The sequence below is a fragment of the Sulfitobacter sp. M05 genome, from assembly GCF_029285175.1.
Taxonomy (GTDB): domain Bacteria; phylum Pseudomonadota; class Alphaproteobacteria; order Rhodobacterales; family Rhodobacteraceae; genus Sulfitobacter.
Window position 1 is genome coordinate 1,276,568 of the sequence record NZ_JABEDH010000001.1, and the last position, 26,572, is coordinate 1,303,139.

Below are 26,572 nucleotides of genomic sequence, written 5' to 3' on the forward strand. Positions count from 1 at the left end.
AGTCCTTGTTGGTACTCAGTAATTTGGCCCCAGATCAACAGCGCTGCCGTCGGAGAACCTGTCGGCGCGGAACCGTTGCAGATCATGCCCTACCGCGTCCCCCATGACCAGAGCTGTCAGCACACGCCCCATGCCCGGCCCGATCCCAAAGCCGTGCCCCGCCATACCCGTGCCAATCACCAATCCGGGAATATCTGCGCAGTGATCAACGATCGGCACCTGATCGGGCAAAGTATCAATCATTCCCGCCCAAGCGGAGCGCATCCGCACCTTTGGCAATGTCGGAAAGCGGGTGGCGAAGTTGCGCAGCAACCGACGCAGTTGCGCCATGTCCGGTGCCGGATCAAGGATGCGCATACGTTCAAAGGGGGTGACATCCTCTCCTGACCAGCGCCGCGGCGTGTTCCAACTGTCAGGAAACCCTTTGGGGGCTGCCGGGCGATAGCTTTGCCCGAACGGGGTCTGCCTGAGCTGCGGCAGGTACTTGCGAAAGGCACGAAAGGCATCCGGCCCGATGAATAGCTCGGCCACGCCAGACGGGGCCAATGTATATCCGCCATCCAAACGCCGGCGGAACGCCACGCGGTTGTCCGCAGCCGCCCCTGCGTGAATATCCGGCAAGGGACAGGTCGCCACCACACTTTCGCGCACCGAAAGCTGTGGAATATCAACACCGTGGTTGCGCAAAAACAGCGAGGACCACGCCCCACCAGCCAGCACCACAGTATCCGTTTTAACCAATCCCTGCTCGGTCACAACGCCGGCAACCCGCCCGGCTTGTATGTCCAGCATCCGTACAGCGCAGTTCTCAATCAGCCGCACACCGGCGCGTTGCGCAATCCCGGCCAAGGCGGGCACCGCTGTCCAAGGTTCCGCCCGCATGTCCGACGGGGTTACCATCGCCCCGACCACGGCAGTCTCCATCTGAGGAAACATCGTGGCGGTTTCTGCCGCATTCAATATTCGTGTATCGACACCGGCCCTGTTGGCATGGGCCGTCCAACGTTCATAGCTTGCAAGCTGTTTTGCACTCTTGGCGAAATAGGTGACACCGCCCTGCCGCAAGCCAAAGTCAACACCGGTTTCGGCGGCCAGTTCCTTCCAGCGCCCCAGCGCCTCGATCATGATCGGCAGTTCGTCAGGATCACGGCCCTGTTGCCGGATCCAGCCCCAGTTGCGCGAGGATTGCTCAGCCGCGATGCGCCCCTTTTCCAGCAGCACAACGGATTGCCCTGCCCGCGCAAGATACAGCGCCGTGCAAACCCCAATGATCCCGCCGCCGATCACAACCACATCCGCAGCCCCCGGCGGCGGGCCGGCAAAGCAGATCGGATTGGCTTCGGAAAGTGGAAATGCCTGCATCGTCATGCCCCCCGCGCGTTGCGGCGCAACTTGTGATGGATCAGTCCTGCCCTCAATCCCCCAGGCGGAGCAACAGCTTGCGCATGAAATCATGGCCCGCTTCGAATTGTGCCACTTCGATGAACTCATTCGGCTGATGCGCCTGCGCGATATCGCCGGGACCACAGATCACCGCAGAATAGCCCGCATTCTGGAACTGTCCTGCCTCGGTGCCATAGCTGACCTTGTGACTGGCATTGTCGCCGGTGATCTGGCGCACCATCGTTTCGGCCTCGCCATTGTCCTCGGGTTGCAGGGCGGGCACGTCAAAGCGTTCACTGATGCGAATTTCCGTTTCCGGTACAACCGCCTGCATCTGGGCCTCTACCTCGCGCACTTTCTTGAGGTATTCGGTCGCCCAGTAATTCTTATCTTCACCCGGCACCACACGGAAATCCATCGCGAACTTACAGTCTTTCGCAGTAATGTTATGCGCGGTCCCACCTTCAATCATCCCGACATGGCAGGTTGTGAAAGGCGGATCGAACATTGCGGCAATATCCGTCGGCTTGGCCGCCATATTGGCGGTGTTCATTTCATTGGCCCATTCGATCAGCTTGGCCCCCGCCATGATGGCATTGACCCCAGTATGCAGCAGCGATGAATGCACTTCGAAACCGACGACATGGGTATCAAACCCTGTGCCGCCCTTGTGGCCTGTGACCGCCTGCATGGACGAAGGTTCGCCGATGATGGCCGCTGACCCTTTTGGCAATACCGGTTGCATCGCTTCGATCATCGGCGGCGCACCGGTACAGCCGATTTCCTCGTCAAAGCTCAACGCAATCTGTAACGGTCGCTTAAGTCCCGCGTACTTCCCTTCGACCAAGGCCCAAATCGCAAGCGCATCAAATCCCTTCATGTCACAGGTGCCGCGCCCGTAATATTTACCGTCTTTTTCCACCACCGTGAACGGATCGGTGTCCCAGGGTTGCCCGTCTACCGGCACCACATCCGTGTGCCCTGATAGGACAACCGCGCCGTCTTCCCAAGGGCCAACATGGGCAAACAACGCATGTTTGGGCTGGTTGGGGTCAATATAGCGGTGGCTTTCAATGCCGTGACCGGCCAGGTAGTCGGCCACCCAGTCAATCAGCGGGATATTACTATCGCGCGAAACAGTGGGAAAGCTGATCAGCTTGGTCATCAGCTCCAGTGGGGTCAGACGCTCTGCCATGGTTCAGTATCCGCAATCAGTGATCAAAAGGTGATGGCCCGGTTCTACCTCGACATACTCGGAAGGTTTGGCATCATACTTGGCCGGATGGATCGGAGACGGGATCGGTTTAAAGTTCAAATCCTTCTCGTCCTTACGTTTGCGCGGATCGGCAATCGGCACGGCCTTCATCAGGGCCTGCGTATAGCTGTGCAGCGGATTCTCAAACACTTGCTGGCGGGTGCCGATTTCGACGATACGCCCCAGATACATCACACCGACATGATGGCTGACCCGTTCAACAACAGCCATATCGTGGCTGATAAACAGGAAACTCAGGTCCAGCTCGGACTGTAACTCCATCATCAGGTTCAACACTTGCGCCTGCACCGACACGTCCAGCGCCGAGACCGCCTCATCTGCGATGATCAGCTTGGGGTTCAGAGCGAGGGCACGGGCAATCGCGACCCGTTGGCGCTGACCGCCGGACAGCTCGTGCGGGAACCGGCGCATGAAACTGCGCGGCAGTTCGACCCGATCAAACAGCATTTCGACGCGATCGTTAACCGCTTGCCCTTTCAGAGTGCCATAGTTGTGGATTGGTTCGGCAACCTGATCGGCCAACTGCATCTGCGGGTTAAGCGAGGCAAAGGGGTCCTGAAAAATCATCTGCATGTCCAGACGCGCAGTGCGCAGATCACCCTGGTTCAGCGCCATGATGTCCTTGCCCGCCAGATCAATCTCGCCTCGCATCGGCTCGACAAGGCGCAAAATCGACCGGCCCGCCGTAGATTTGCCACAACCGGATTCGCCAACAAGGCTTAGGGTCTGGCCTTTGTTGATATCAAATGAAAGGTCCTCAACCGCATGGACATTGGCCACCGTGCGCCGGAAAAAACCACCTTTGACCTGGAACCGTGTGGTCAGGTTGCGCACTTTCAGCAGCACCTCGTCACTGCCCTTGATCGGCTCGATCTGCTTGTCCTTGGACCCCAACAGCTTCATCGGTTCGGGGTAAGGTTTGCCCGTCATTTCGCCCAGCTTGGGCACCGCCGCCAGCAGCGCCTTTGTATAAGGATGCTGCGGGTTCTCGAAAATTTCCTCGACCGAGCCCTCTTCCACCTTATTGCCGCGGAACATCACCACAACGCGATCCGCCATCTGGGCCACCACCGCCATGTCATGGGTGATAAACATCACCGCAGTGCCGGTTTCACGTTTCAAGCGGTCCATCAATGCGAGGATTTCAGCCTGAATGGTCACGTCCAGCGCCGTTGTCGGTTCGTCAGCGATCAACAGTTTGGGTTCGCAGGCCAGTGCCATGGCGATCACCACCCGCTGGCGCATACCGCCTGACAATTCATGTGGATATTGCTTCAGCCGCGCCTCAGGTTCTGGGATGCGAACCTGTGTCATCAGCTCCAACGCACGGGCCTCAGCCTGCGCCTTGCTCAACCCCTTGTGCAGACGCAGCCCCTCGGTCAGCTGCCGACCCACCGTGAACACCGGATTGAGGGCCGTCATCGGCTCCTGAAAAATCATGCCTATTTCATTGCCCCTGATCCGGCGCATATCGGCACCATCTGTCTGGGCCAGATCAATCTGGTCTTTGCCGTCGCGGTCAAACAACAAGCGCCCGCCGGCAATTTCGCCACCGCCGTATTCAACCAGCCGCATCAACGACAGCGACGACACCGATTTACCGGAACCAGATTCGCCGACCACACAGACCGTTTCGCCCGGATTGATGTCAAAACTGACATCCTCGACCCCAACCACAGGGCCGTCTTTGGTCTGAAATTCGACCCTGAGGCCCTGAATTTGCGCAATTGGCCCCGAATTCGTCTGATCCAGCATGATGTCCCCTGACAATATCATGACGCAATATTCTGATGCGTCTTGCGGCGAAGCTAAGGGGATTACTTTGGCAGGTCAAATACCACAGGCCTTGACCAAAGGTATTTTGCAAGAGGTTGATGAGAATGCTTGCAATTCTTGTGAAACATGTTGTGATTACGCCCATGGGTCCGAGGTGCGGCAAGAAGCCATCTAATTTAACCTTCCGTTACGCGGGGTTAAGAAGATTTCTTAATGCACCAAGAGCCACAAACACTGGGCAAATTTACCTTGCCCCAAAACGTAACACAACTAAAAAGTGTACGACAAGGAGAGTATTTATGAAGTTACGCACCCTTTTAATGGGGGCAATTGCGACGACCGCTTTTGCTCCGGTTGCATTTGCCGACGGACATTCCGGCGAACGCGGCCGTGACGGTGAAGTCAAAATCATCTATTGGCAGGCACCGTCCATCCTGAACCCCTATCTGTCCAGCGGGACCAAAGACATCGAATCATCTTCGTTGGTTCTGGAACCTTTGGGCCGCTATGACGAAACCGGCGCATTGGTCGCCTTTCTGGCCGAAGAAATCCCAACAGTTGAAAACGGCGGCGTCAACGCCGACCTGACCGAGATCACATGGAAGTTGCAGGAAGGCCTGCTGTGGTCTGACGGCTCGCCTGTCACCTCTGCCGACCTCAAGTTCACTGCAGATTACTGCATGGACCCCGAAGGGGGTTGCGCCCAGCTGGCAAAGTTCGAAGGCGTTAGCTCTGTTGACGTGGTTGACGATCTTACCGTCACAGTAAAGTTCGCCGAACCAAAACCAAACCCTTACGGTCCTTTCATGGGCGGTCAGTCTCCGATCCTACAGGCCGCACAATTCGCGGACTGCATGGGCGCAAAGGCACCCGAATGTACCGAAGCCAACTTTAACCCCATCGGCACCGGCCCGTTTGTGGTTACAGACTTCCGTCCGAATGACGTCATTTCGATGGTTGCAAACGAAAACTTCCGCCACGAAGGCAAACCTGCCTTTGCTTCGGTGACGTTCAAAGGCGGCGGTGACGCGGCAGCGGCAGGTCGTGCGGTCATGGAAACCGGCGAATACGACTATGCTTGGAACATGCAGCTGGCACCGGAAGTTCTGGCCCGGATGGCCGAAGCCGGCAAAGGCAAGCCGATCGCAGCATTCGGTACGCTGGTCGAGCGCATCGAGATCAACCTGACGAACCCGTCTCCTGATCTGCCCGAAGGCGAGCGTGCCACGGCCAAGCACCCGCACCCCTTCCTGTCCGATCTGAAAGTGCGCAAGGCCCTGTCCATGGCCATCGACCGCGAACTGCTGACAGAAGTTGGCTACGGTCAGGCCGGTCGTCCGACCTGTAATGTGGTGCCTGCACCAGCGCTTTACGCATCCGACAACACCGATTGTATGACGCAGGACATCGCAGGGGCCAATGCATTGCTGGACGAAGCGGGCTGGGTCGACAGTGATGGCGACGGCGTTCGTGATAAGGACGGCGTCAAAATGTCGATCCTGTATCAGACATCGACCAACGCTGTACGTCAGGACTTTCAGGCATTGATCAAAGACTGGTGGAGCCAGATCGGCATCGAAACCGAACTGCGCAACATTGACGGTTCTGTCTACTTTGGTGGTGACCCGGGTTCGCCTGACACCTTCCAGAAGTTCTATGCGGACGTGGAAATGTACGCCAACAACTTTGATGGCACAGACCCTGAAAGCTATCTTGCACAGCGCACTTGTGAAAAGGCACCGCGTCCGGAAACACAGTGGCAGGGTGAAAACATCAACCGTTTCTGCGACCCCGAATACGACAAGCTGGTTGCCGAACTGGGCAGCACTGGCGAATTGTCCAAACGTGGCGAAATCGCGAAGAAGCTGAACGACATGTTGACCAAGGACAGCTATTCCATGCTGCCGCTGGTTGACCGTGGTCGCGTTTCCGCAGCCTCTGTTACCCTTGGTGGTGTGATCCTGAACACATGGGATTCCGAGCTGTGGAATGCTGCCGACTGGTACCGCATCAAGGAATAATCGTTACGGCGGGGGGCTTCCCCCGCCTTGACAAAGCCGCGGGCGGGGTCCACCCCGCCCCACACACTTCTTTCAGACTGATAAACAAAGGCGCCTGTGCCCTATGCTGACCTTTACGCTCCGACGGTTGATCCTCTCGATACCTACGCTTTTGTTCATCAGTTTCATCATCTTCGGGCTGCTGCAACTTGCCCCCGGCGATCCGATGGCCCAGGTTCCCCTGACCGTCCCCCCAGAAGTGAAACAGAAAATGCGCGAGGCGCTTGGCCTTGGCGCGCCGTGGTATGTTCAGTATTATAAATGGCTGATCCAATTTTTCTGGGTCGAACCCAAAATCTTTATAGATTACCTAACCAACACCAGCTTTCTGTTTGGCTGGTTGCCTGACACATCATTCTATCAGGACGAATTGCGCGTCATCTCTTGGCAGACCCGCAGCCCTGTCATGGATATCGTAATGCAGCGTATGCCACAGACGCTTTGGGTGGTCGGCCTGAGCTATGTTGTGGGCATCGTCATCGCGATCCCGATCGGTATTTACTCTGCTTACAAACATTACTCGGTATTCGATCAGGCCGGGACATTTATCACCATGGTCGGCTTTTCGATTCCGCCGTTCTTTACCGGCCCGCTGCTGATCGTGATCTTTTCGGTCTACCTTGGCTGGCTGCCCTCGATCTATGACACCACCCATGTGGTCAACGACTGGGAAAGCTTTAAGGTCCAGATTTTCCAGATGATCATGCCGGTGATGGTGCTGGCCTTGCAGACCACGGCTCAGATCAGCCGCTACATGCGCGGTGCGATGCTCGACAACCTCAACCAAGACTACGTGCGCACAGCCCGCGCCAAGGGCCTGCGCGAAGGTGTTGTTGTCATGGTCCACGTACTGCGTAACTCAATGATCCCCGTGGTCACGGTTATCGCGCTTGGCATGCCGGCGATCTTCGGCGGCGCGATCATCACTGAGAACGTCTTTAAGGTGAATGGCATCGGACAGTTGCTGTTGACCGCCCTTTTCGCGAACGATCTGCCGATGGTGATGACGCTCACGTTTATCTTCGCCATCCTTATCGTTCTGTTTAACCTCATCGCCGATGTCCTCTACGGGCTTCTCGACCCAAGGATCCGCTATGACTGAACAAGCCATCCCCGCAAGCCCCATCGAGGCTGACATGGAAACCTTTGGAGCCCTGACCGACAAAGAACCGCAAAAGCCCCCGCGCAGCCAGTGGTTCGACGTCTGGGAGCAATTTCGCAAACACAAAGGCGCGGTATTCGGCGGCAGCTTCTTGCTGTTCATCACGCTGGCTGTGATCTTTGGCCCGTTCTTGTGGGATCTGGACCCCAAGGCGCTGGATATCCGTAACAAGGACTGGCGCCCGATCTATCATGCCCTTTGGGACACCGATGCGGTAGAACGGGGAAAAGTCGGCTGGGCCCATCCGCTGGGCAGTGACCAGCTGGGACGTGATATTCTGTCCCAGATGATTTCCGGCGGACGTGTGTCCATGGCCGTTGGCTGGCTTGCCATGGTGCTGGCGCTGGTTATCGGCACAGCGGTTGGCGTTGTATCGGGCTATTTCAAACGTCTCGATTTCTGGCTGATGCGGTTTACCGATCTGGCACTGTCCCTGCCGATCCTACCTCTAACCCTGTTGGCTGTGACCCTTTTCCGCCAGCCACTGAACGCAAGTTTCGGCCCCGAGGGCGGTATGTTCATCCTGATCGTGGGCATCATCGGCATGACCTCGTGGATGCAAACCGCGCGGATCGTACGCGGTGATATTCTGGCCCTCAAGGAGCGCGAGTTCATTCTGGCCGCCCGTTCCATCGGGACAAGGTCAGGCAAAATCATCCGCAGTCACCTGCTGCCAAATGTAATCTCTCCGATCATGGTTTCTGCCACCCTTGGTCTGGCGACCGCGATCATCACCGAAAGCGCGCTTAGCTTTCTTGGTGTCGGATTTCCGTCGGACTACCCAACATGGGGCAAGCTGTTGGCCGATGCGGTGCAACGAATGCAGTACTATCCTGAACGGGTGCTGCTGCCCGGCATCGCAATCTCCCTGACCGTGCTAAGTGTGAACTACCTTGGCGACGGGCTGCGCGACGCGCTTGATCCACGGATTCGCGGACGCTAAGCCCCGATCACTTCACGATACGCCCTGCCTGCCCCGTTCCATCGGGACAGGCCCGAAAATAGCCAGCGCCACCTTGCTCTGACAAAAAAGAACCAGAACAGGGACGCGCGACCGCCTGCCACCCGTCTGTTCCACCTGCGCGGCAGTGCGAAAGAACATTCGCGCCAAAGAAGTCGCCCAATCAGAAAAATTTCCCGACAAACAGGCCCAAGCAGCGGGCCTGAGGGATTGATTTACGTTCCTTCCCCCTCCAAATAGCCCGATTGTTCCTCCCAACTGTTCCCACAAGGAGTCGGGCCATGTTTGAGACATTCGAATTCGAGACATTAACCGCACCGCAAGCGTCGGTCTATTTCGCACTGATCATCGGGGCACTTTTCGGAATTCTGGCCCAGATCACAAAATTCTGTTTCCGCCGCGCCCTTGTCGGCGAGGACCGCCGCGCCGCTGCCGGTGTCTGGTTCACCGCACTGGCCACTGCCCTGTTGGGCACGCAGGCCGCTGTATCCGCCGGCTGGATCACATTTGACGATCACCGTTTCATGATCTCCGACATGCCCGTACTGGCCATCGCCATCGGTGGGCTAATGTTCGGGGCCGGCATGGTGCTGACCCGGGGCTGTGTTTCGCGGCTGACTGTACTGTCTGGCTCAGGCAACCTGCGGGCGGCTGTTGTGCTTCTGGTCTTTGCTGTTGTCGCCCATATGACGCTTAAGGGTGTCTTGGTCCCGCTGCGCACCACGCTTGGCGCAGTGACAGTGAATATGGGGGAGTATGTCACGCTCGCCGCCCTGCCCGGTGGCGCGCTGCTCTGGACCGGTATTCTGGCCCTTGCCGCCCTGAGCCTCGCCATCCGATCCGGCAACGGCGTGGGGATGCTGGTGCTTGCGGCGCTGATCGGCCTCCTCGTGCCTGCGGCCTGGGTTGGCACCGGATTTGTGCTGTTTGATGACTTCGACCCAATTGCCATGCAAAGCCTGTCGTTCACCTCGCCCGCCGCTGACACCTTGTTCTGGGGGATTGCCAGCACCTCTATCGCACCGGGCTTTGGCACCGGACTGGTTGGTGGTGTGCTATTGGGCGCGCTGGCAGCCAGCCTGATCTTTGGCGGCTTCCAGTGGCAGAGCTTTGAAAGCCCCCGCCAGACCGGCCGCTACGTATCTGGGGCGGCACTGATGGGGGTTGGTGGCGTGCTGGCCGGGGGGTGTACCCTTGGGGCCGGCCTGTCCGGGGTGCCGACACTCTCGGTTGCGGCGCTGCTGGCCATCGCAATGATTGCCCTTGGTGCCAAAGCGGCGCAGGCCATCCTCAACCAAGGTGGCGTTTCAACCGCCGCACCATCAACCACACGCCAGCCACAACCGGCAGCGTAACCGAGGCCAGCAAGGTGCCTTTGCTCACCCCAAAGGCACCGGCCAGCGGATAGAGAAGATACCCCGCCAGCGAAACCGCATAATAGCTGATCGCAACCACCGAAAGCCCCTCCACGGTCTTTTGCAGGCGCAGCTGTAAATCCGCACGCCGATCCATGCTCGCAAGGATATCTTGATTTTGCGCAGAGCGTTCCACATCAACTCGGGTGCGCAGTAACTCGGCGGCGCGGATGGCGCGTTCCGACATCGTTTTCAGCCGGTTTTCCGTGGCCTCGACCGTGCGCATCGCGGGGTCATAACGGCGCAACATGAACTCGGCAAAGCCCTGCCGGCCCAGAAACCGCTCTTCGCGCAGGACCGTGATCCGCTGTCCTACGATGGTGCGATAGGCCCCGGTAGCCCCAAAGCGAAACGCCGTTTTCACCGCCAGTGTTTCCAGCTCGACAGAGATGTCCAAAAGCGCATGTAGAGTATCCTCAGCCCGTGCCGCAGGCCCCCGCATCTGGGCCATAAGATCGGTCAGCTTCATATCCAGTGCGTTCAACTGCGGTTGCAACCAGCGCACCATGGAAAAACCCAGCATCGATGCCGCCTTATAGGTCTCTATCTCGAACAGGCGCTGCACGATCCGCCCGCGACGGCGGTCGCCTGTGGTCTCATCGGTAAACACCGCAATCCGTAGATGTCCTGCAGGATCAATGCGAAAATCAGATGCCACAACCGCCGCCCCTTCCAGCACCGAGGCGACGGCGAGGCTTTCGGGTACAAACCAACTTCCAAGCAAAGCGCTGATCTGTTCAACACTGTCGGGTTTTGGCAACAACCGTAGCAAAGAAGACGTGATCCGCCCCCCCGGCGCATCCGCTAACCAATAGTCAGGAAAAACGTCAAATTCATCCGGGGCAAAAGGCCGGTCGCCCAAGGTGTCACTGAACACCGTATAGGTCACCATTTCTGTGTGCTGCTCCCATTTGAGCCAGTATTTCCCCATCTCACCGTAATAGTGTGTGGCCTTCGGATCAGGACGCGGTGCGCCATAATGGTCCAACAAGGCATTCAGGTGATCAAGGTCCTGCCCCTTGTCCCGGCTGGCCGCATCCTCGGGTTGCTTGATCGCAAGGAACACCGCGCTTGACGGGGCTTTGAGTGAGGGAAACGGACGCGCGTGCAATTCACCACTCAAGGCATAGCGGTCAGGGTAATCTTTGATCGGGGCCATAGCGGGGTTCCTGCATAATCCTGCCCAACACATAGAACGCCGCCAAAAAATTATCAAATGTTTATATTTTTCAGTCAGTTAACGGGATACAGCCGTATACAATGGGGCTTTCCCCCCACGCCAGACACACAGGGCACGGCCGGCAAAACTACCTGTCGCAAGCGCAACCAACACCGTAAAACAGGCCTGAAACACATTGTTACCCAAAACCTCGGGGGCAAAAGTCATCAGCACACCGCTGGCGTAATTTGCCCAGAACACCACCATCACGACCACCAAGGTCAGGTTCTCTCCGGCAAGCCGGACCATCTGCCCGCGGCGCTCCAGTATCCACCGGGCCTGTAGGGCCTGGCCCGCCCAAACCCCGGCACAGTAAAACGCCCCGAAGACCAACCAGACCCAGCCACCCGCAGGCAACCCCGCCACCGACCGCAGCGCCAATAGGCCCAGCAGCGGCATCAGATAGATCAGCAGGACCGGTGCCATGCGCTCCTGCCGCGCCCTTAGGCCGGTGAAAACCAAAAGCGCCAGTAGCGGCCAAACCCAAAGCGGTGCGCCTGTCAGAAGCTGTGTCATTACGGTGATCCTTTGTTACTGAGTGACACCACCTGTCAAAACGCTTTGGTGCAGGCAGGCCAGCAGGATTACGCGAAATGCCCACCGCTTGCGCCAACAGCCCCCCGCGTCATTCACGCAGCGCGGGTTGCGCCGTCCCTCAAACAGTAAAACGCCCCACCGTTTCCGGCAGGGCGTTTCAATCTGGATCCGGAAATTTTTGAAATTTCCGAAACGTCTCCTCTAAAGGAAGCGATTAGTCGATCATTGGCAGCAGTTTGTCCAAGGACGCTTTTGCATCGCCATAGAACATCCGCGTGTTGTCTTTGAAGAACAACGGATTTTCGATACCGGAATACCCTGTACCCTGCCCGCGTTTGGAGACAAACACCGTCTTGGCTTTCCAGCATTCAAGGACGGGCATCCCCGCGATTGGCGAGTTCGGATCATCCTGTGCCGCTGGGTTCACAATGTCGTTGGACCCGATGACGATGGCAACATCCGTGTCCGGAAAATCATCGTTAATCTCATCCATCTCCATCACGATGTCATAAGGCACCTTGGCCTCGGCCAGCAGCACGTTCATGTGCCCGGGCAAACGCCCCGCAACAGGGTGAATGGCGAAACGCACGTTCTTGCCCTGTGCCCGCAACTTTTTGACCAGCTCGCTGACCGCGCCCTGTGCCTGTGCAACCGCCATCCCGTATCCCGGAATGATGATAACACTGTCGGCTTCGTTCAAAGCTGTGGCAACACCATCCGCTTCGATGGCGATCTGTTCGCCTTCAACCGCCATCTGTTCGCCCGCAGGGCCACCAAAACCGCCCAGAATAACGCTGATGAACGACCGGTTCATCGCCTTACACATGATGTAGGACAGGATCGCCCCAGAGGAACCAACCAGCGCACCAACCACGATCAAGAGGTCATTGCCAAGCGAGAAACCAATCGCCGCCGCGGCCCAACCGGAATAGCTGTTCAGCATGGAGACGACCACAGGCATATCCGCGCCACCGATACCAGTGATCAGGTGATAGCCGATGAACAGGGCTGCCAATGTCATGATAAACAGGGGCATGAAGCCGCCGGTATTGAAGTACCAGATCAGGCAGAGCAGTGACAGGCCCGCAGCACCTGCGTTCAACATGTGACCGCCGGGCAATTTCTTGGCTGCTGAATCCACCTTGCCAGCCAGTTTACCATAGGCAATCACCGACCCGGTAAAGGTTACCGCACCGATGAAGATGCCAAGGAAAACCTCGACCCGCAGAATGTTGATCTCGACCACTGTCTTTTTCGCGATCAGCCCTGCAAAGGTACCAAGCGCATAGACGTCACCGCCGCCCGCGACATAGTCCGCCACGCGACCAATTTCGAAATGCGCGATAAAGCCGACGAAAACCGCCGCCAAACCAACCAAACTGTGCATTGCTGCCACCAGTTCTGGCATCTGGGTCATCTGTACCCGTGTGGCCAGTTGGTACCCGATAGCACCCCCGCCCGCGATCAGAAGCAGCGACAAAAGCCAGTATCCTGAGCCGGGACCAATCAACGTCGCGGCAACGGCCAGCGCCATACCGACAATGCCATACCAAACTGCGCGTTTGGCGCTTTCCTGACCGGAAAGCCCCCCCAGCGACAGGATGAACAAGATTGCTGCAACCACATAAGCTGCTGTTGTAAAACCGAAATCCATTACATCAGCCCCTTAAGATTTCTGGAACATGGCGAGCATACGCCGTGTCACGAGGAAGCCGCCAAAAATGTTGATCCCACACATGAAGACCGACAAAGCAGCAAGTATGATCACCAACGCGGAACTGGATCCGATTTGCATCAGCGCCCCCAGAATAATGATCGAAGAAATGGCGTTGGTCACCGCCATCAACGGGGTGTGCAGGCTGTGCGCCACGCCCCAGATGACCTGAAATCCGACAAAAACCGCCAGTACAAACACGATAAAGTGCTGCATAAAGCTGGCCGGAGCGACCAGACCAACCGCTAGCAAAAGCGCCCCGCCCACAGCCAGAAGTGTGACCTGGTTCTTGGTTTGCTGTTTGAATGCAGCGACCTCATTGGCGGCCTTTTCTTCGCGCGTCAGCTCCTTGGGCGCAGGTTTCTTGGTCTGCGCCGCAATTGCGGCCACCTTGGGTGGTGGCGGCGGAAAGGTGACTTCCTTGGCATGGGCAATGGTTGCCCCACGGATCACGTCGTCTTCCATATTGTGGTCGATCACACCATCTTTTTCCGGTGTCAGATCGGTCATCAAATGGCGGATGTTGGTGGCATAAAGCGTCGAGGCCTGCGTTGCCATCCGGCTGGGGAAATCGGTATAGCCGATGATCGTCACACCATTTTCGGTAACGATCTTTTCGTCCATCACGGTCAGCTTGCAGTTACCGCCCTTTTCCGCTGCCAGATCCACAATCACCGAACCCGGCTTCATCGCGGCGACCATATCTTCGGTCCACAGCTCTGGCGCTTCGCGGTTCGGGATCAATGCGGTGGTGATCACGATGTCAACGTCGGGTGCCATCTCGCGGAACTTGGCAAGCTGCGCCTCGCGGAACTCGGGTGAAGACACGGAAGCATAGCCGCCTGAGGTTGCGCCGTCCTGCTGTTCCTCCTCGAAATCGAGGTAAACAAACTCGGCCCCCATGGATTCAACCTGCTCTGCCACTTCCGGGCGCACGTCAAAGGCATAGGTGATCGCACCCAGTGAGGTCGACGTGCCGATTGCAGCCAAGCCGGCCACACCGGCCCCGACAATCAGCACCTTCGCCGGCGGCACCTTGCCCGCCGCAGTGATCTGGCCAGTAAAGAAGCGGCCAAAGTTGTTGCCCGCCTCAATCACCGCACGGTAGCCGGCGATATTGGCCATTGACGACAGCGCGTCCATTTTTTGCGCCCGCGAAATACGCGGGATCATTTCCATCGCAACGACCGTGGTGCCCTTATCGGCAGCCTTTTTCATGTTCACTTCGTCGGCGACAGGGCTGAAGAACGAAATAAGCGTCTGCTCTGCGCGCAGCCGTTTCATTTCGGTCTCGTTCGGCGTGCGCACCTTGGCAATGACATCCGCAGCTTTCCAAAGCGCCGCAGCGGTTTTGACCACCTCAACACCGGCAGCGGCGTAATCGGCATCGGCAAAACCGGCAGCAGCGCCAGCGCCGGTTTCGATCAGGCATTCATGCCCCAGCTTTTGCAGTTGTCGCGCAGAATCCGGCGTCATCGCGACGCGGTTCTCGCCCTGAAAAATCTCTTTCGGCGTTCCGATCTTCACTCAGTCTTCCCCCAATTATGTTCCCGGCCGTCACTCGCGCATTTCGGCCCCAGTTTTGCACCTGCAGCAAATAGCGCGAAGACGACATTTCTACAAGCATAGCAACGCCAAAACCGGTTTAATACCGCAAATTTCACCCCTGTCGTAGCGTATTTTCCGGTAAAATCGGCAAGTTGGCTCCGAAATTATATTCCATTGCCGACCAAAGTCGCAGCAACATTATGTCGCGCACAAACAACTCAGCGCTTGAAAATTTCACGCAGGATTTGCGTTTTTTGCCGCGCTGCGGAAAACGGTAGCCCTCCGATCAGGGCTGGCGGCAGCCACAGCATCCGGTTGCGGCGCGCGTTTACAGAAAGTTAACCAAGCACAGCCTAGGATTGTGCATGTCGCAGTTTGCCCCGCCAACACCCCCTGAACGGCACATCCCCCGTGCCACGTATTTTTTCACCATTCGCCTGGCCGAGCGGCACAGTGATCTTTTATTACGCCAAATCAATGTATTGCGCCACGCAATGCGGGCGACATTGAACCGCCACCCATTCCGTATTGATGCCATTACCGTGTTGCCTGCGACGCTTCACATGATCTGGCGGTTGCCAGCGGGCGATGATGCCTACCCTGCCCGTATCGCCATGTTGAAATCACGGTTTTCCCGCGGATGCCCCATGCCTCCGCACCGCAGCCTTGCGCAGATCAAGCGCGGTGAAAAAGGCATCTGGCAGCGGCGGCATTGGGAACATGTCATAGGCGACGCTGATGATCTGGCGCGGCATCGCCGCCTGATCTACCTCGCGCCGGTTCACGCCGGACTTTGCACACAGCCGCAGGATTGGCCGCATAGTTCACTTCACCGTGACCTGCGCCAAGGACAGGCCGCAGCCACAGCATTTAGGGGCGAGACAAAAATCACCGCATCGCCACGCAGGGCAAGGCCTGTGCAACATTGTTCACAGGATCACGCCGCACCTGCCGGCACCTGATCGTTCAGGAATTGAAAACGGGCGATTACCTGCGCGGTGTTACCGGTCCCAAAGCCCGGACAAATGCCGTGTTGATTTTTCAGACAGCCTTAAGCGCCGGTGTGTCGCCCCGCGCCGCCCAGCTGCGCACCGCCTCGCCGAAACCGGCGAACAATACCCGTGATACCGGATCAGCATCTGCATTCCATTCCGGGTGCCACTGTACCGCCAGTGTGAAACCGGGGGCACCTTGCACATAAATCGCCTCGGGTGTGCCATCATCAGCATAACCATCAATTACGATCCGTGCGCCCGCGTCTTTGATACCCTGACCGTGCAAAGTGTTGGTACGCACCAGCTGCTGGCCCATCAGCTTGTGGAACACACCGCCCTCGGAGAAAGTGACATCGTGGCGCAACTCGAATTTCTCTTCCATGGTGCCATCGGGTGGCATGCGGTGGTTCATCCGCCCCGGCAGATCACGAATTTCGGGGTAAAGCGTGCCGCCCATCGCAACATTCACTTCCTGAAAACCGCGACAAACGCCGAATATCGGCTGGCCGCGCTCAACACAGGCGCGGATCAGCGGCAGGGCAATCGCATCGCGCGCGCGATCAAAGGCCCCATGCGCCTGCGTTTCCGCCTCGCCGTATTCTTCGGGATGCACGTTGGGCCGCCCGCCAGTGAACAAAAAGCCGTCACAGGTCTGCATCAGTTCTTCGACAGAAACATGACGCGGATCGGCTGGAATAATCAGAGGCATACACCCGGACACCTCAGAAATCGCGTCAGAGTTCATCTGCCCGCCTGCATGAACCGGATATTGGTCGTTCAACAGATATGAATTGCCGATAATGCCAACAACGGGTCGGGCCATAAGTCACCAAAGATTGCCTGTATTCGCACCTATATATGACAGGCGATGACATCACTCAAGTATACTTGGGGATCGGCCCGCGCCTGCCGCCCGTCAGGCCGCAGGCACTGTTCTTATAGATGGTCAGATTTCGCCAGCCAGCCCAGCCGCATCAATCCCGGCCATCGCTGCAACCGCGTCATTGTCAGAGGTATCGCCGGTCACACCCACCGCCCCGATCACCGCACCTTTCTTGTCGCGCAGTAACACACCACCGGGCACCGGAATAACCTGTCCGCCGTAAACACCGTTCACTGCCGCCATAAAGTAGGACTGATCCTCGGCCCGCTTCATCTGGGCTGTGCCGGCCATGCCCAGCATCACCGCGCCATAAGCCTTGCCATGGGCAATCGCAAACCGTCCCGGTGCCGCCCCGTCCTCGCGCTCAAACGCCTGCACGTGCCCCCCTGCATCCAAAACCACAACCGACAGAGGTTTCAACTCCATCGCGCGGCCCTTTTCCAATGTCTTGCGGATGATCGTCCGCGCCTTGCGCAGTGATATTGCCATCTTCATACCTTTATCTTTTTGATGTTCACGTCCGGTGCCAAGCGCCACCGGAACACTGGTTCAGCTGGCCGCCTTCAATTCAAGGCGACGGGCGTGCAATACAGGTTCGGTATAGCCCGAAGGCTGGACACGGCCTTTGAACACCAGATCACTGGCGGCCTGAAATGCGATCCCGTCAAACCCCGGTGCCATCGGCTTGTACAAGGGATCACCTGCGTTCTGACGGTCCACAACCTGCGCCATCTTGTGCAGCGCCGCTGTCACCTGATCTGCATTTACCACGCCGTGATGCAACCAGTTGGCCAGCCCTTGCGCGGAAATTCGGCAAGTGGCGCGGTCTTCCATCAGGCCCACATCATTGATGTCCGGCACTTTGGAGCAACCGACGCCCTGATCCACCCAACGCACCACATAGCCGAGGATGCCTTGCGCGTTATTCTCGATCTCGCGGGTGATCTCTTCGTCAGACAGGTTGCGGCCCGACAACACGGGAATGGTCAGCAGATCGTCGAGCGTGCCACGCGCCCCGCCTGCTTTCAGCTCTTCCTGACGCGCTAGCACATCAACCTTGTGATAATGCATCGCATGAAGCGTCGCCGCCGTTGGGGACGGCACCCATGCGCAGTTGGCACCCGATTGCGGATGCCCAATCTTGGCCGCCATCATATCCGCCATCCGGTCAGGCATGGCCCACATACCCTTACCGATCTGCGCCCGCCCCTGCAAACCACAGGCCAGACCGATATCCACATTGCGGTCCTCGTAAGAGGCAATCCAAGCGGCGTTCTTCATATCCCCCTTGGGCACCATCGGGCCTGCTTCCATCGAGGTATGAATTTCGTCGCCGGTGCGGTCCAGAAAACCAGTATTGATAAACGCAACCCGCGATTTGGCGGCGCGGATACATTCCTTGAGATTCACCGATGTGCGGCGTTCTTCGTCCATGATGCCCATCTTCACCGTGTTCGCTGGCAAGCCCAGCGCGGTTTCCACCCGTGTGAAAATCTCGTCGGCAAAAGCCACTTCTTCGGGGCCATGCATCTTCGGTTTGACCACATAGACAGAGCCCGCATTCGAGTTGCCACCATCGCGCGCCAAATCATGCATTGCGATCAAGGATGTGATCATCGCATCCATCAGCCCTTCGCCAACCTCTGCACCGTCACGGTCCAGCACCGCAGGGTTGGTCATCAGGTGACCCACATTGCGGATCAACATCAGGGCGCGCCCCTTAAGCGTCAGCGCGCCTCCGTCAGGCGCGGTATAGATACGATCCGGATTCATGACCCGCGTCAGGCTTTGACCGCCTTTCTCAAAGGTCTCTGACAGGTCCCCTTTCATCAGGCCCAGCCAGTTGGTGTAGGCAACAACTTTATCCTCGGCATCCACTGCCGCGACACTGTCTTCGCAATCCATGATGGTAGACAGGGCAGACTCCAGGATCACGTCCGCGACATGAGCCGGATCATCTTTGCCAATCGCATGGCTGGCGTCGATCTGCACAATGATGTGCAGTCCGTTTTTCCGGAACACAATTGCGGTGGGTGCATCTGCGGTGCCTTCGAACCCTGCGAACTGGGCCGGATCGGCAAGTGCAATCGTTGCATCCCCCGATTTGCCAAGGACCACGCCATCGGCAACCCGGTAACCGCTCAACTCCGCATGGCTGCCGGATACCAAAGGAACGGCGTCATCCAGAAAGGCCTTGGCCGCGGCAACCACACGCGCACCGCGCGCCGTGTCATAACCCCCGCCCGTTGGCAGGTCGCCCAGCGCATCCGTGCCATAGAACGCATCATAAAGACTGCCCCAGCGGGCATTTGCTGCATTCAACGCAAAGCGTGCATTGGTGATCGGCACCACCAGTTGCGGCCCCGGCACCGCTGCAATTTCCGGATCAACACCGGCGGTCTCAATCGCAAATTCGGGGCCCTCGGGAACCAGATAGCCAATTTCACGCAGGAAAGCTGCGTAAGCATCTGCATCATGGGGTTCACCCTGACGGGCCTTGTGCCATGCATCAATCTGACCCTGAATTTCGCTGCGCTTTTCCAGCAACATCCGGTTTTTTGGCCCCAGATCATGCACCAATTGGGAGAACCCCGACCAGAAAGCTGCTGCTGATACACCGGTTCCGGGCAAAGCCTTGTCTTCAACAAACGAAACCAATGCGGTGTCTACCTGCAAGCCGTGTTTATCAATGCGCTGCATGTCACGCTCCTCCCTGTGGTGTTTCCTTTCGGAAACCCATACTGCCTATAGGGGGATCTCACAAGACAAAGCGGTCATATTTCCTTACCAAAATCAGCAACAGGCTGTTGCCGCTGCCTTTTGCAGCGCTGCGAGCAATAGCGTACCTCAGCCCAGACATCCGCCCATTTGCGCCGCCACGAGAATGGTCGACCACAGCAGGCGCATATCTTTTGCGGGCGGTTTTCTTTCTTTTGCATTTTTGCCATGACGCGATGGGGCCTAACGCTGAAACAAGCCGGATCGACCCGTTGGTTTGGTAAAGAACAAGAGCGGCACCGGACATCCGGGCCACCCTTTCAATAAATCTATCATGGCGCTGCCTCTGTCACAGCGCTGATCATAACCCAGCCTTAAGATGTCGGACTAGAGCCTGTGGACATTCATCGCGTTCCCTAGTCTGCGACCACAGTTGTTGCTGTCGACTCTGCTGCGGCTCCGTCAATCGGGTTCAAACCGGCATCGCCCTGCGGATCACTTGAGTTGGCAAAGGTAAAGCCCAGCACAAGGACCAGCATCAGAACACCAAAGCCGATGGCACCTTTGACGCCAAACAATGAGGGCTTGTGGTTATCTTTTTGCGTTTCAATATTTGTGTCAGGGGCTGACATTTACGTCTCCTATCTGTTCGTTCCATTTGACCCGTTGAGGGTCGGCAATTGTCGGACTAACCTGCAGGCAAACCAATCGTTCCCATTTATCTGAGGTTCCTCATGCGTGACGCCGCCCCCAAGACCATCTTTCTGTCCGACTACACGCCTTTTCCGTGGAACATCGAAAACGTCGATCTGCATTTTTCACTCGATCCCCATGCAACCCGCGTGCGCAGCGTGATCCGCTTTGTGCCGAACCCCACACATGGTGCAGAAACGCCAAAGACAATGTTCCTGCACGGGGAACAGGTAAAACTCATCTCGGCACAGATCGACGGGGCACCAGTCACCCCCGACCTCACCGACGACGGTCTGAGCTGCACAGTGCCTACGGGCCCCTTCACATGGGAAGCAGAGGTCGAGATTGATCCGGCAAACAACACCGCGCTTGAGGGGCTCTACATGTCGAATGGCATGTATTGCACCCAATGCGAGGCCGAGGGGTTTCGCAAGATCACCTTCTATCCGGACCGCCCCGATGTGATGAGCGTGTTCACCGTCACCATCGACGGGCCGCACCCGGTGCTATTGTCCAACGGCAACCCGGTAAAGACCGGTGAACATCACGCCGAATGGCATGACCCATGGCCCAAGCCCGCCTATCTCTTCGCTCTGGTTGCCGGCGATCTGGTCGCCCACTCCGACAGTTTCACCACTATGAACGGGCGCCAGGTTGATCTGAACCTTTATGTCCGTCCCGGCGATGAGGGCAAATGCGCCTTTGGCATGGGCGCACTGAAGGCTTCGATGACATGGGACGAACAGGTTTACGGACGTGAATACGATCTGGACCTGTTCAACATCGTGGCCGTCGATGATTTTAACATGGGCGCAATGGAGAACAAGGGCCTCAACATCTTCAACTCCTCCGCTGTCCTCGCCTCCCCCGAAACCTCCACCGACATCAACTTTGAGCGCATCGAGGCGATCATCGCCCATGAGTATTTCCACAATTGGACCGGCAACCGTATCACCTGCCGCGACTGGTTCCAGCTTTGCCTCAAGGAAGGGCTGACCGTCTACCGTGACAGCCAGTTCACTTCGGACATGCGCAGCGCACCAGTCAAGCGGATCGACGACGTTATTGATTTGCGCGGGCGGCAGTTCGCCGAAGACCAAGGCCCGCTGGCCCATCCGGTGCGCCCCGAAAGCTTTCAAGAGATCAACAACTTCTACACAGCAACCGTCTACGAAAAAGGGGCCGAGGTCATCGGCATGTTGAAAACCCTTGTGGGGGAGGAAGCCTATTACAAAGCCGTAGAGTTGTATTTTGACCGCCACGACGGCGATGCCGCCACCATTGAGGACTGGCTGAAGGTATTCGAGGACACCACAGGCCGCGACCTGACCCAATTCAAACGCTGGTATTCTCAGGCCGGCACCCCGCGCCTGTCCGTCGAGGAAAGTTTTGAGCTGGACACGCTGACGCTTACCTTCACGCAACACACCCCACCCAGCGCCGCTACGCCGGAACCGCAACCACAGGTGATCCCCATTGCTGTCGGCCTGATCTATCCTGATGGCCGCGAAGCGCTGGAAACCCAGATCCTTGAAATGACCAAGGAAACCCAGAGTTTCCGCTTTACCGGACTTGAGGATCAACCGGTTGCTTCCGTCCTGCGCGGCTTCTCCGCCCCTGTGGTGCTGAACCATGATCTGACGGATGCCGACCGAGCGCATCTTTTGGCGCATGACACCGATCCGTTCAACCGCTGGGAACAGGGCCGGATGCTGGCGCGCGCATCCTTGATCGCCATGATCACCAAAGGGGCAGACCCAGACCACGCCTACCTTGATGGCATCCACAAGGTCGCCACCGACACCGCGCTTGATCCCGCCACCCGCGCGCTGATGCTGAGCCTGCCCGGCGACGCCGAACTTGCCACCGTTCTGCATGAGGCTGGCACCACGCCAGACCCGGCCGCCATTCACACCGCCCGCGAAACCATGGCCGAGGCCCGCGCCGATGCCTTTGCAGATGTCGCCGCAGACATCCATGCCGCCAATACAGTGACAGAACCCTACCAGCCTAACGCTGAACAATCCGGCATGCGTGTGCTGGCCAATACCATGCTCGCCATGCTCACCCGCCGCGACGACGGGGCAAAGGCGCGCGCGCAATATGATGCTGCTGATAACATGAACCAACAGCTTGTCGCACTTGCACAGCTGATCGGCGTTGGCAAAGGAGATGCCCAGCTGGCCTCTTTTGAAACGCAATGGCAGGATGACCGTCTGGTGATGGACAAATGGTTTGGTCTTCAGGTCTCCAAAGCGAAGCCGGAAAATGCCGCCGCCACGGCACGCCGCCTGACCGAACACCCTGCATTCACCCACAAGAACCCCAACCGCTTCCGCGCGGTCTTTGGCGCATTGATCACCCACCATGCCGGGTTTCACCACGCCTCGGGCGAAGCCTACACGCTGCTGGCTGACTGGCTGATCACCCTTGATCCGCTGAACCCGCAGACCACGGCACGCATGTGTTCCGCCTTTCAGACATGGAAACGCTATGACGTGGGCCGCCAGTCGATGATGCTGGCCGAAGTCGAGCGCATCCTTGCCACCCCGAACCTCAGCCGTGACACAACCGAGATGCTGACGCGCATCAAAGGAGCCTGAACAGTGCGGCCCGTTTGCCTGATCACGGGGGCCTCTGCCGGCATCGGGGCGGCCTGTGCGCGTCTGGCCGCCCAGCGCGGCTATGATCTTGCGCTGACCTACAACTCTGATCCCAAAGGGGCCGAAGAGGTCGCGGCGGCGGCCAATGCCATTGGCGCGCAGGCGCTGGTTTTGCAGGTCGATGTGTCCGATCCCGCCGCTATTGACCGGATGTACGCCCGTATCGACAAGACCCATGGCCGTATTGACGCAGTGATCAACAATGCGGGCATTGTGGATCAAGCCACCCGCGTTACCGAGATGTCGCACGCCCGCCTCCGCCAGATGTTCGACGTCAATGTTATCGGCGCGATCATGGTGGCACAGGGTGCCGTACGGCGCATGGAGTCACAGGGCAGCGGTGTAATCGTCAACATCACCTCAGCCGCCGCGCGCCTTGGGTCAGCCAACCAATATGTCGATTACGCCGCCTCCAAAGCGGCCATTGATACCTTTACCAAGGGGCTCTCGGACGAAGTGGCAGGCAAAGGCATCCGCGTTATGGCCGTGGCTCCGGGGTTGATCGACACCGACATTCACGCCAAAGGCGGCGATCCAGGCCGCGCCGCGCGACTGGCCCCTAACGTACCGATGGCCCGCACCGGATCAGCCGAAGAAGTCGCCAACGCGGTGCTGTGGCTGATGTCGGATGAGGCGTCCTATGTCACCGGCTCCACCCTTGATGTGACCGGTGGGCGGTGAGCGCGGCTTTCACCTTTGCCGCGCAGGGCCGCAATTTGCGCACCGCCGTAGTTGTTCTGGCGGTCTGGGCGGCCCTGATGGTCCTTTGGATGGCTTTCGACGCGGCCCATTGGCTTGTGGCCCTTCTCGCATTGTTTACCCTACCAGCCTGCTTGGATCTGACCCGAAATCCGGTCAGCGGGCTCACCCTGACGGGGAATGACATCGCGTGGTACACGGGGCGCCGCAACGCCACCGTCGCCTTGGCTGAAATCGACCATGTTCGTTTTGATACGCGACTGGATTTTTCGGTAAAGGTGACGCTGGTGCTGAAAACCGGTGCTAAGCTACGCCTGCCGTTTGAGGCGACCCCACCCCATCACGCCCTTGAGGCGGCGCTGAGCGCACAGGGCCTCACCACGAAACGTTTCCACTTTCAATTGATGCAATAGCGCGCGCCGCGTCGCGTTACGGGCGGGATTGAGGTCGCTTTGCATTCACTGGCGTGCAATAGGTCTGCCGCTTCAGCCAGCCCGCCATGTCGCGCCGCTTGGACGCAGAGTGCATTGGCCCCCAGTCTGCCGTGACGCCCTGCCCTTTACGTTTCTTATAGCCGTGGATCACCCCGTCGCGCGGCACCGTATGGGCCATGATGCGCACCGCACAGCTGAGGTTCGCCGCGCCGTTCTTAAGCGCATCACCGGTCCCGACGTTGCATTTATACCCCCGCGCCGTGGCAGGCAGGATTTGCAATAACCCGTACCACAGCCCCCCACCGCCCACGGCCCAAGGTTTGTAGGTGCTTTCGTGCTTCGCCAATGCCGACATGAAGCCGACCCAAAAGGCACGCCGTTCCGCGTCACTGGCAGAGGGGTATTTAGGACACCAATTCGCGATATCAGCCGGCACCATATCAACCAGTGGTTTGCCATGTTCCTTTAGCGCCGACAGGGCCGCGCGCGTCCAAAGCTGATGCCCGCCCATATGCTGCCAACGGGTGCGCGGGATATGCGCTATACGGGCTGGTGGACGCAGGTTTGTTGCAAAGGTATTGGTCGGTGCCGTAAATGCCATTTCACCGGCTTCTGCGCCCAGAGGCATGACTGACCCGCGCGCGTCAGCTTGCTTTGCCGGGGTTGCCTTGCCAGATGCAGCGCGGGATGGGGGACGCACCACTGTTTCGGCAACCAGCGGGACCGCAGCCCCCACAAGTGCAAAGATTATAACAAGGCCAAGCTTTTTCATCGACCGACTATGCCGAGCATTGCCTGTTGTTGGCAAGATCAAGATGGCACAGCACCTTGAACCGGCAACAATAACACCACACAGGGATGATCGTTCACACGACGCGAACAACCGGCATCCTGAGCCTTCTCATGAAGGCCGCAAAGTGCCATGCCAGTTGGTCAAAATTACCGTGAATTAATCCCATGGCTGCCACTGTTACGCCCCAATGCTCGACCAAGTTTAATCCAACCGAAACGTGTTATTGGATCACCTAAATGAGACCCCTCAGCGCCTTCATTCAGAAACACATGCGTCCCTTGGGCAGCATGCTGCGCGCAAACGACACACCAACGCCGATTGAGCCGGTGCCGCCGGCGTTGATCCGGCGACGTGTTCCCCGTACCGTGATGCCGATGGCGGTCGATGAGGTGCTGCACATCCCCTGCCCTGACCCCACTGCCGAAGACGCGATACGTGACAAGCATCTGGCCAAAGCGCAATATCTTGTACGACAGGAACGTTGGGACGATCTGATTTCAGCCATCAAAACGGCCGATGCCCACCGTCATATGACACCCGGCACGATGCCAATTGCCGACCTGTTGTCCTTTGGTGCCCGCGCCGATGTTGTGCAGGCCGCCGAACATGCCCTGATCGACGGTAAACCCGCGAAAGGTGCGCCGATCCTGGCCGGCATCGAAGCGCTGGAACACGAGCTGGCGGATCATCCGAATTGCTATGTCATGGCCTGTATCGTGGCCCAGTCTCATATGGATATCGCATGGGCATGGCGCGGTGCCGGTTGGGACATCGAAGTGCCGGCCCGCAACCGCGCTGCCTTTACCGCTCATTTTGACCGCGCCGCTGACATCATGGCAGAATTCTGTCCGCAGTCCCTGAATTCCCCCCTGCTGGCCGCAACCTGTTGCGCCTTGCTGGGCGGCATCGAGAACGCCAAACGGCGTGTCGCGGACAGCTATGAAACGTTGATCAACCTGAACCCCGCTAATCCGCGCCCAATGCGGGCGATGGGCAATCACCTGTTGCCGCGCTGGTACGGCTCCTACCCCGAGCTAGAGCTGGAGGCCCGGCGGACCGCCGCGCGTACAGAACATATCTGGGGGGCCGGCGGTTATACTTGGGTGCAGTTCGACGCCATTTCCTGTGATGATGACGCTTGCGCGAACCTTGATCTGGAGTTCTTCATTGAAGGGTTGCGCGATATTCTGACCCGCAAGCCGGATGCCTATACGGCAAACCTGCTGGCAGCATATTGCGCAAACTCTATCGGCCAGAGCTTTTCCGGCAACGACAAGGCCGACCTGATCCGCGCACAGATTTCCGATTGTTCTCAGTGGATTGTGCGCGAACACCTGACTGAATTGCACCCAATGATCTGGGCCCATGCCGCCCGTGGGTTTGACAATAACCTGCGCATTCATTCCCCCGGCCGATTTGCCGCTTCTGGTCGCGATGATGCCGTACGGCTGATCTCTTCGCTGTTCAGTTCTGAGATTGCTGCGGGCAAGCGGATCGTGTTCACCGAAACCGGCCCCGTGGCAATGGAGTGCTGAAACCGCCCGGACGGTTTGCCAACCCGAATTAATGTTGCAACGCTACGTCATTTGACACATTAGTGACAGACCGGCCCTGATGCCGGCACCTGTTTTGCGAATGTCATG

22 protein-coding genes are annotated in these 26,572 nt (G+C 58.1%); 9 read left to right on the plus strand and 13 right to left on the minus strand.

All coding sequences use genetic code 11. The annotated features are described in order from the left end of the window. Positions 1-15 precede the first annotated feature (15 nt). The 3 genes from HKX44_RS06435 to HKX44_RS06445 are packed head-to-tail and all read right to left on the minus strand — an operon-like array spanning position 16 to position 4,414. On the minus strand, positions 16-1,362 hold the full coding sequence (locus HKX44_RS06435) for an FAD-binding oxidoreductase (protein ID WP_276150447.1): 1,347 nt from the start codon (positions 1,360-1,362) through the stop codon (positions 16-18). A 52-nt stretch (positions 1,363-1,414) separates the two neighbouring features. Then, on the minus strand, positions 1,415-2,578 hold the full coding sequence (gene argE / locus HKX44_RS06440; RefSeq protein WP_276150448.1) for an acetylornithine deacetylase: 1,164 nt from the start codon (positions 2,576-2,578) through the stop codon (positions 1,415-1,417). 3 nt (positions 2,579-2,581) lie between these two features. Beyond that, positions 2,582-4,414 (minus strand): ABC transporter ATP-binding protein, encoded by a 1,833-nt coding sequence (locus HKX44_RS06445; protein WP_276150449.1) that lies wholly within the window; start codon positions 4,412-4,414, stop codon positions 2,582-2,584. 320 nt (positions 4,415-4,734) lie between these two features. Here HKX44_RS06445 and HKX44_RS06450 point away from each other — a divergent pair, with 320 nt between their 5' ends. From HKX44_RS06450 to HKX44_RS06465, 4 genes are all read left to right on the plus strand, one after another. Then, positions 4,735-6,456, plus strand: a complete 1,722-nt coding sequence (locus HKX44_RS06450) for a peptide ABC transporter substrate-binding protein (RefSeq protein WP_276150451.1) — start codon at positions 4,735-4,737, stop codon at positions 6,454-6,456. Positions 6,457-6,559: 103 nt separating this feature from the next. Beyond that, positions 6,560-7,597 (plus strand): ABC transporter permease, encoded by a 1,038-nt coding sequence (locus tag HKX44_RS06455; protein ID WP_276150452.1) that lies wholly within the window; start codon positions 6,560-6,562, stop codon positions 7,595-7,597. Further along, positions 7,590-8,600, plus strand: coding sequence for an ABC transporter permease (locus HKX44_RS06460; protein ID WP_276150453.1), 1,011 nt, complete (start codon positions 7,590-7,592; stop codon positions 8,598-8,600). The genes HKX44_RS06455 and HKX44_RS06460 overlap by 8 nt, the downstream gene beginning before the upstream one ends. 299 nt (positions 8,601-8,899) lie before the next feature. Then, positions 8,900-9,973, plus strand: a complete 1,074-nt coding sequence (locus HKX44_RS06465) for a YeeE/YedE family protein (protein WP_276150454.1) — start codon at positions 8,900-8,902, stop codon at positions 9,971-9,973. Here the strand turns inward: HKX44_RS06465 and HKX44_RS06470 are convergent. The 4 genes from HKX44_RS06470 to HKX44_RS06485 all read right to left on the minus strand — a co-directional run bounded on the left by HKX44_RS06470 (position 9,909) and on the right by HKX44_RS06485 (position 15,030). Then, positions 9,909-11,192 (minus strand): DUF3422 domain-containing protein, encoded by a 1,284-nt coding sequence (locus tag HKX44_RS06470; RefSeq protein WP_276150455.1) that lies wholly within the window; start codon positions 11,190-11,192, stop codon positions 9,909-9,911. The two genes, HKX44_RS06465 and HKX44_RS06470, sit on opposite strands and share 65 nt — an antisense overlap. 78 nt (positions 11,193-11,270) lie before the next feature. Further along, the gene (locus HKX44_RS06475; RefSeq protein WP_276150456.1) at positions 11,271-11,768 is read right to left on the minus strand and encodes a hypothetical protein; all 498 of its coding nucleotides are present in this window, start codon (positions 11,766-11,768) and stop codon (positions 11,271-11,273) included. 235 nt (positions 11,769-12,003) lie between these two features. Further along, complete coding sequence (locus tag HKX44_RS06480) at positions 12,004-13,443, minus strand: NAD(P)(+) transhydrogenase (Re/Si-specific) subunit beta (protein WP_276150457.1); 1,440 nt, start codon at positions 13,441-13,443, stop codon at positions 12,004-12,006. 12 nt (positions 13,444-13,455) lie between these two features. Next, positions 13,456-15,030, minus strand: coding sequence for a Re/Si-specific NAD(P)(+) transhydrogenase subunit alpha (locus HKX44_RS06485; protein ID WP_276150458.1), 1,575 nt, complete (start codon positions 15,028-15,030; stop codon positions 13,456-13,458). Positions 15,031-15,416: 386 nt separating this feature from the next. On the opposite strand from HKX44_RS06485, the gene HKX44_RS06490 reads away from it, so the two are divergent. Further along, positions 15,417-16,013, plus strand: a complete 597-nt coding sequence (locus HKX44_RS06490; protein WP_276150459.1) for a transposase — start codon at positions 15,417-15,419, stop codon at positions 16,011-16,013. A 79-nt stretch (positions 16,014-16,092) separates the two neighbouring features. Here HKX44_RS06490 and HKX44_RS06495 read toward each other — a convergent pair whose 3' ends face one another. The 5 genes from HKX44_RS06495 to HKX44_RS06515 all read right to left on the minus strand — a co-directional run bounded on the left by HKX44_RS06495 (position 16,093) and on the right by HKX44_RS06515 (position 20,279). Continuing rightward, the gene (locus HKX44_RS06495; RefSeq protein WP_276150460.1) at positions 16,093-16,869 is read right to left on the minus strand and encodes a gamma-glutamyl-gamma-aminobutyrate hydrolase family protein; all 777 of its coding nucleotides are present in this window, start codon (positions 16,867-16,869) and stop codon (positions 16,093-16,095) included. A 123-nt stretch (positions 16,870-16,992) separates the two neighbouring features. Next, entirely contained in the window at positions 16,993-17,418 is a 426-nt protein-coding gene (locus HKX44_RS06500; RefSeq protein WP_276150461.1) for a heme-binding protein, read from the minus strand. A 60-nt stretch (positions 17,419-17,478) separates the two neighbouring features. After that, on the minus strand, positions 17,479-19,629 hold the full coding sequence (locus HKX44_RS06505) for a malate synthase G (protein ID WP_276150462.1): 2,151 nt from the start codon (positions 19,627-19,629) through the stop codon (positions 17,479-17,481). Positions 19,630-19,703: 74 nt separating this feature from the next. Beyond that, entirely contained in the window at positions 19,704-19,877 is a 174-nt protein-coding gene (locus tag HKX44_RS06510; RefSeq protein ID WP_276150463.1) for a DUF2256 domain-containing protein, read from the minus strand. 186 nt (positions 19,878-20,063) lie between these two features. Beyond that, positions 20,064-20,279, minus strand: a complete 216-nt coding sequence (locus tag HKX44_RS06515; RefSeq protein ID WP_276150464.1) for a hypothetical protein — start codon at positions 20,277-20,279, stop codon at positions 20,064-20,066. 102 nt (positions 20,280-20,381) lie between these two features. Between HKX44_RS06515 and pepN the strand changes: the two genes are divergently transcribed. Genes pepN through HKX44_RS06530 form a run of 3 tightly spaced genes read left to right on the plus strand, consistent with a single transcriptional unit; the run spans position 20,382 to position 24,115 of the window. After that, a complete protein-coding gene (pepN, locus tag HKX44_RS06520) occupies positions 20,382-22,943 on the plus strand; it encodes an aminopeptidase N (RefSeq protein WP_276150465.1) in 2,562 nt (853 codons plus the stop codon). A gap of 3 nt (positions 22,944-22,946) precedes the next feature. After that, entirely contained in the window at positions 22,947-23,684 is a 738-nt protein-coding gene (locus HKX44_RS06525; protein WP_276150466.1) for an SDR family oxidoreductase, read from the plus strand. Beyond that, positions 23,681-24,115, plus strand: coding sequence for a hypothetical protein (locus tag HKX44_RS06530; RefSeq protein ID WP_276150467.1), 435 nt, complete (start codon positions 23,681-23,683; stop codon positions 24,113-24,115). Before HKX44_RS06525 ends, HKX44_RS06530 begins: the two co-directional genes overlap by 4 nt. Positions 24,116-24,131: 16 nt before the next feature. Here HKX44_RS06530 and HKX44_RS06535 read toward each other — a convergent pair whose 3' ends face one another. Beyond that, on the minus strand, positions 24,132-24,908 hold the full coding sequence (locus HKX44_RS06535; RefSeq protein WP_276150468.1) for a transglycosylase SLT domain-containing protein: 777 nt from the start codon (positions 24,906-24,908) through the stop codon (positions 24,132-24,134). Between the two features lie 257 nt (positions 24,909-25,165). Here HKX44_RS06535 and HKX44_RS06540 point away from each other — a divergent pair, with 257 nt between their 5' ends. Continuing rightward, the gene (locus HKX44_RS06540; protein ID WP_276150469.1) at positions 25,166-26,464 is read left to right on the plus strand and encodes a hypothetical protein; all 1,299 of its coding nucleotides are present in this window, start codon (positions 25,166-25,168) and stop codon (positions 26,462-26,464) included. Positions 26,465-26,572: the final 108 nt, after the last annotated feature.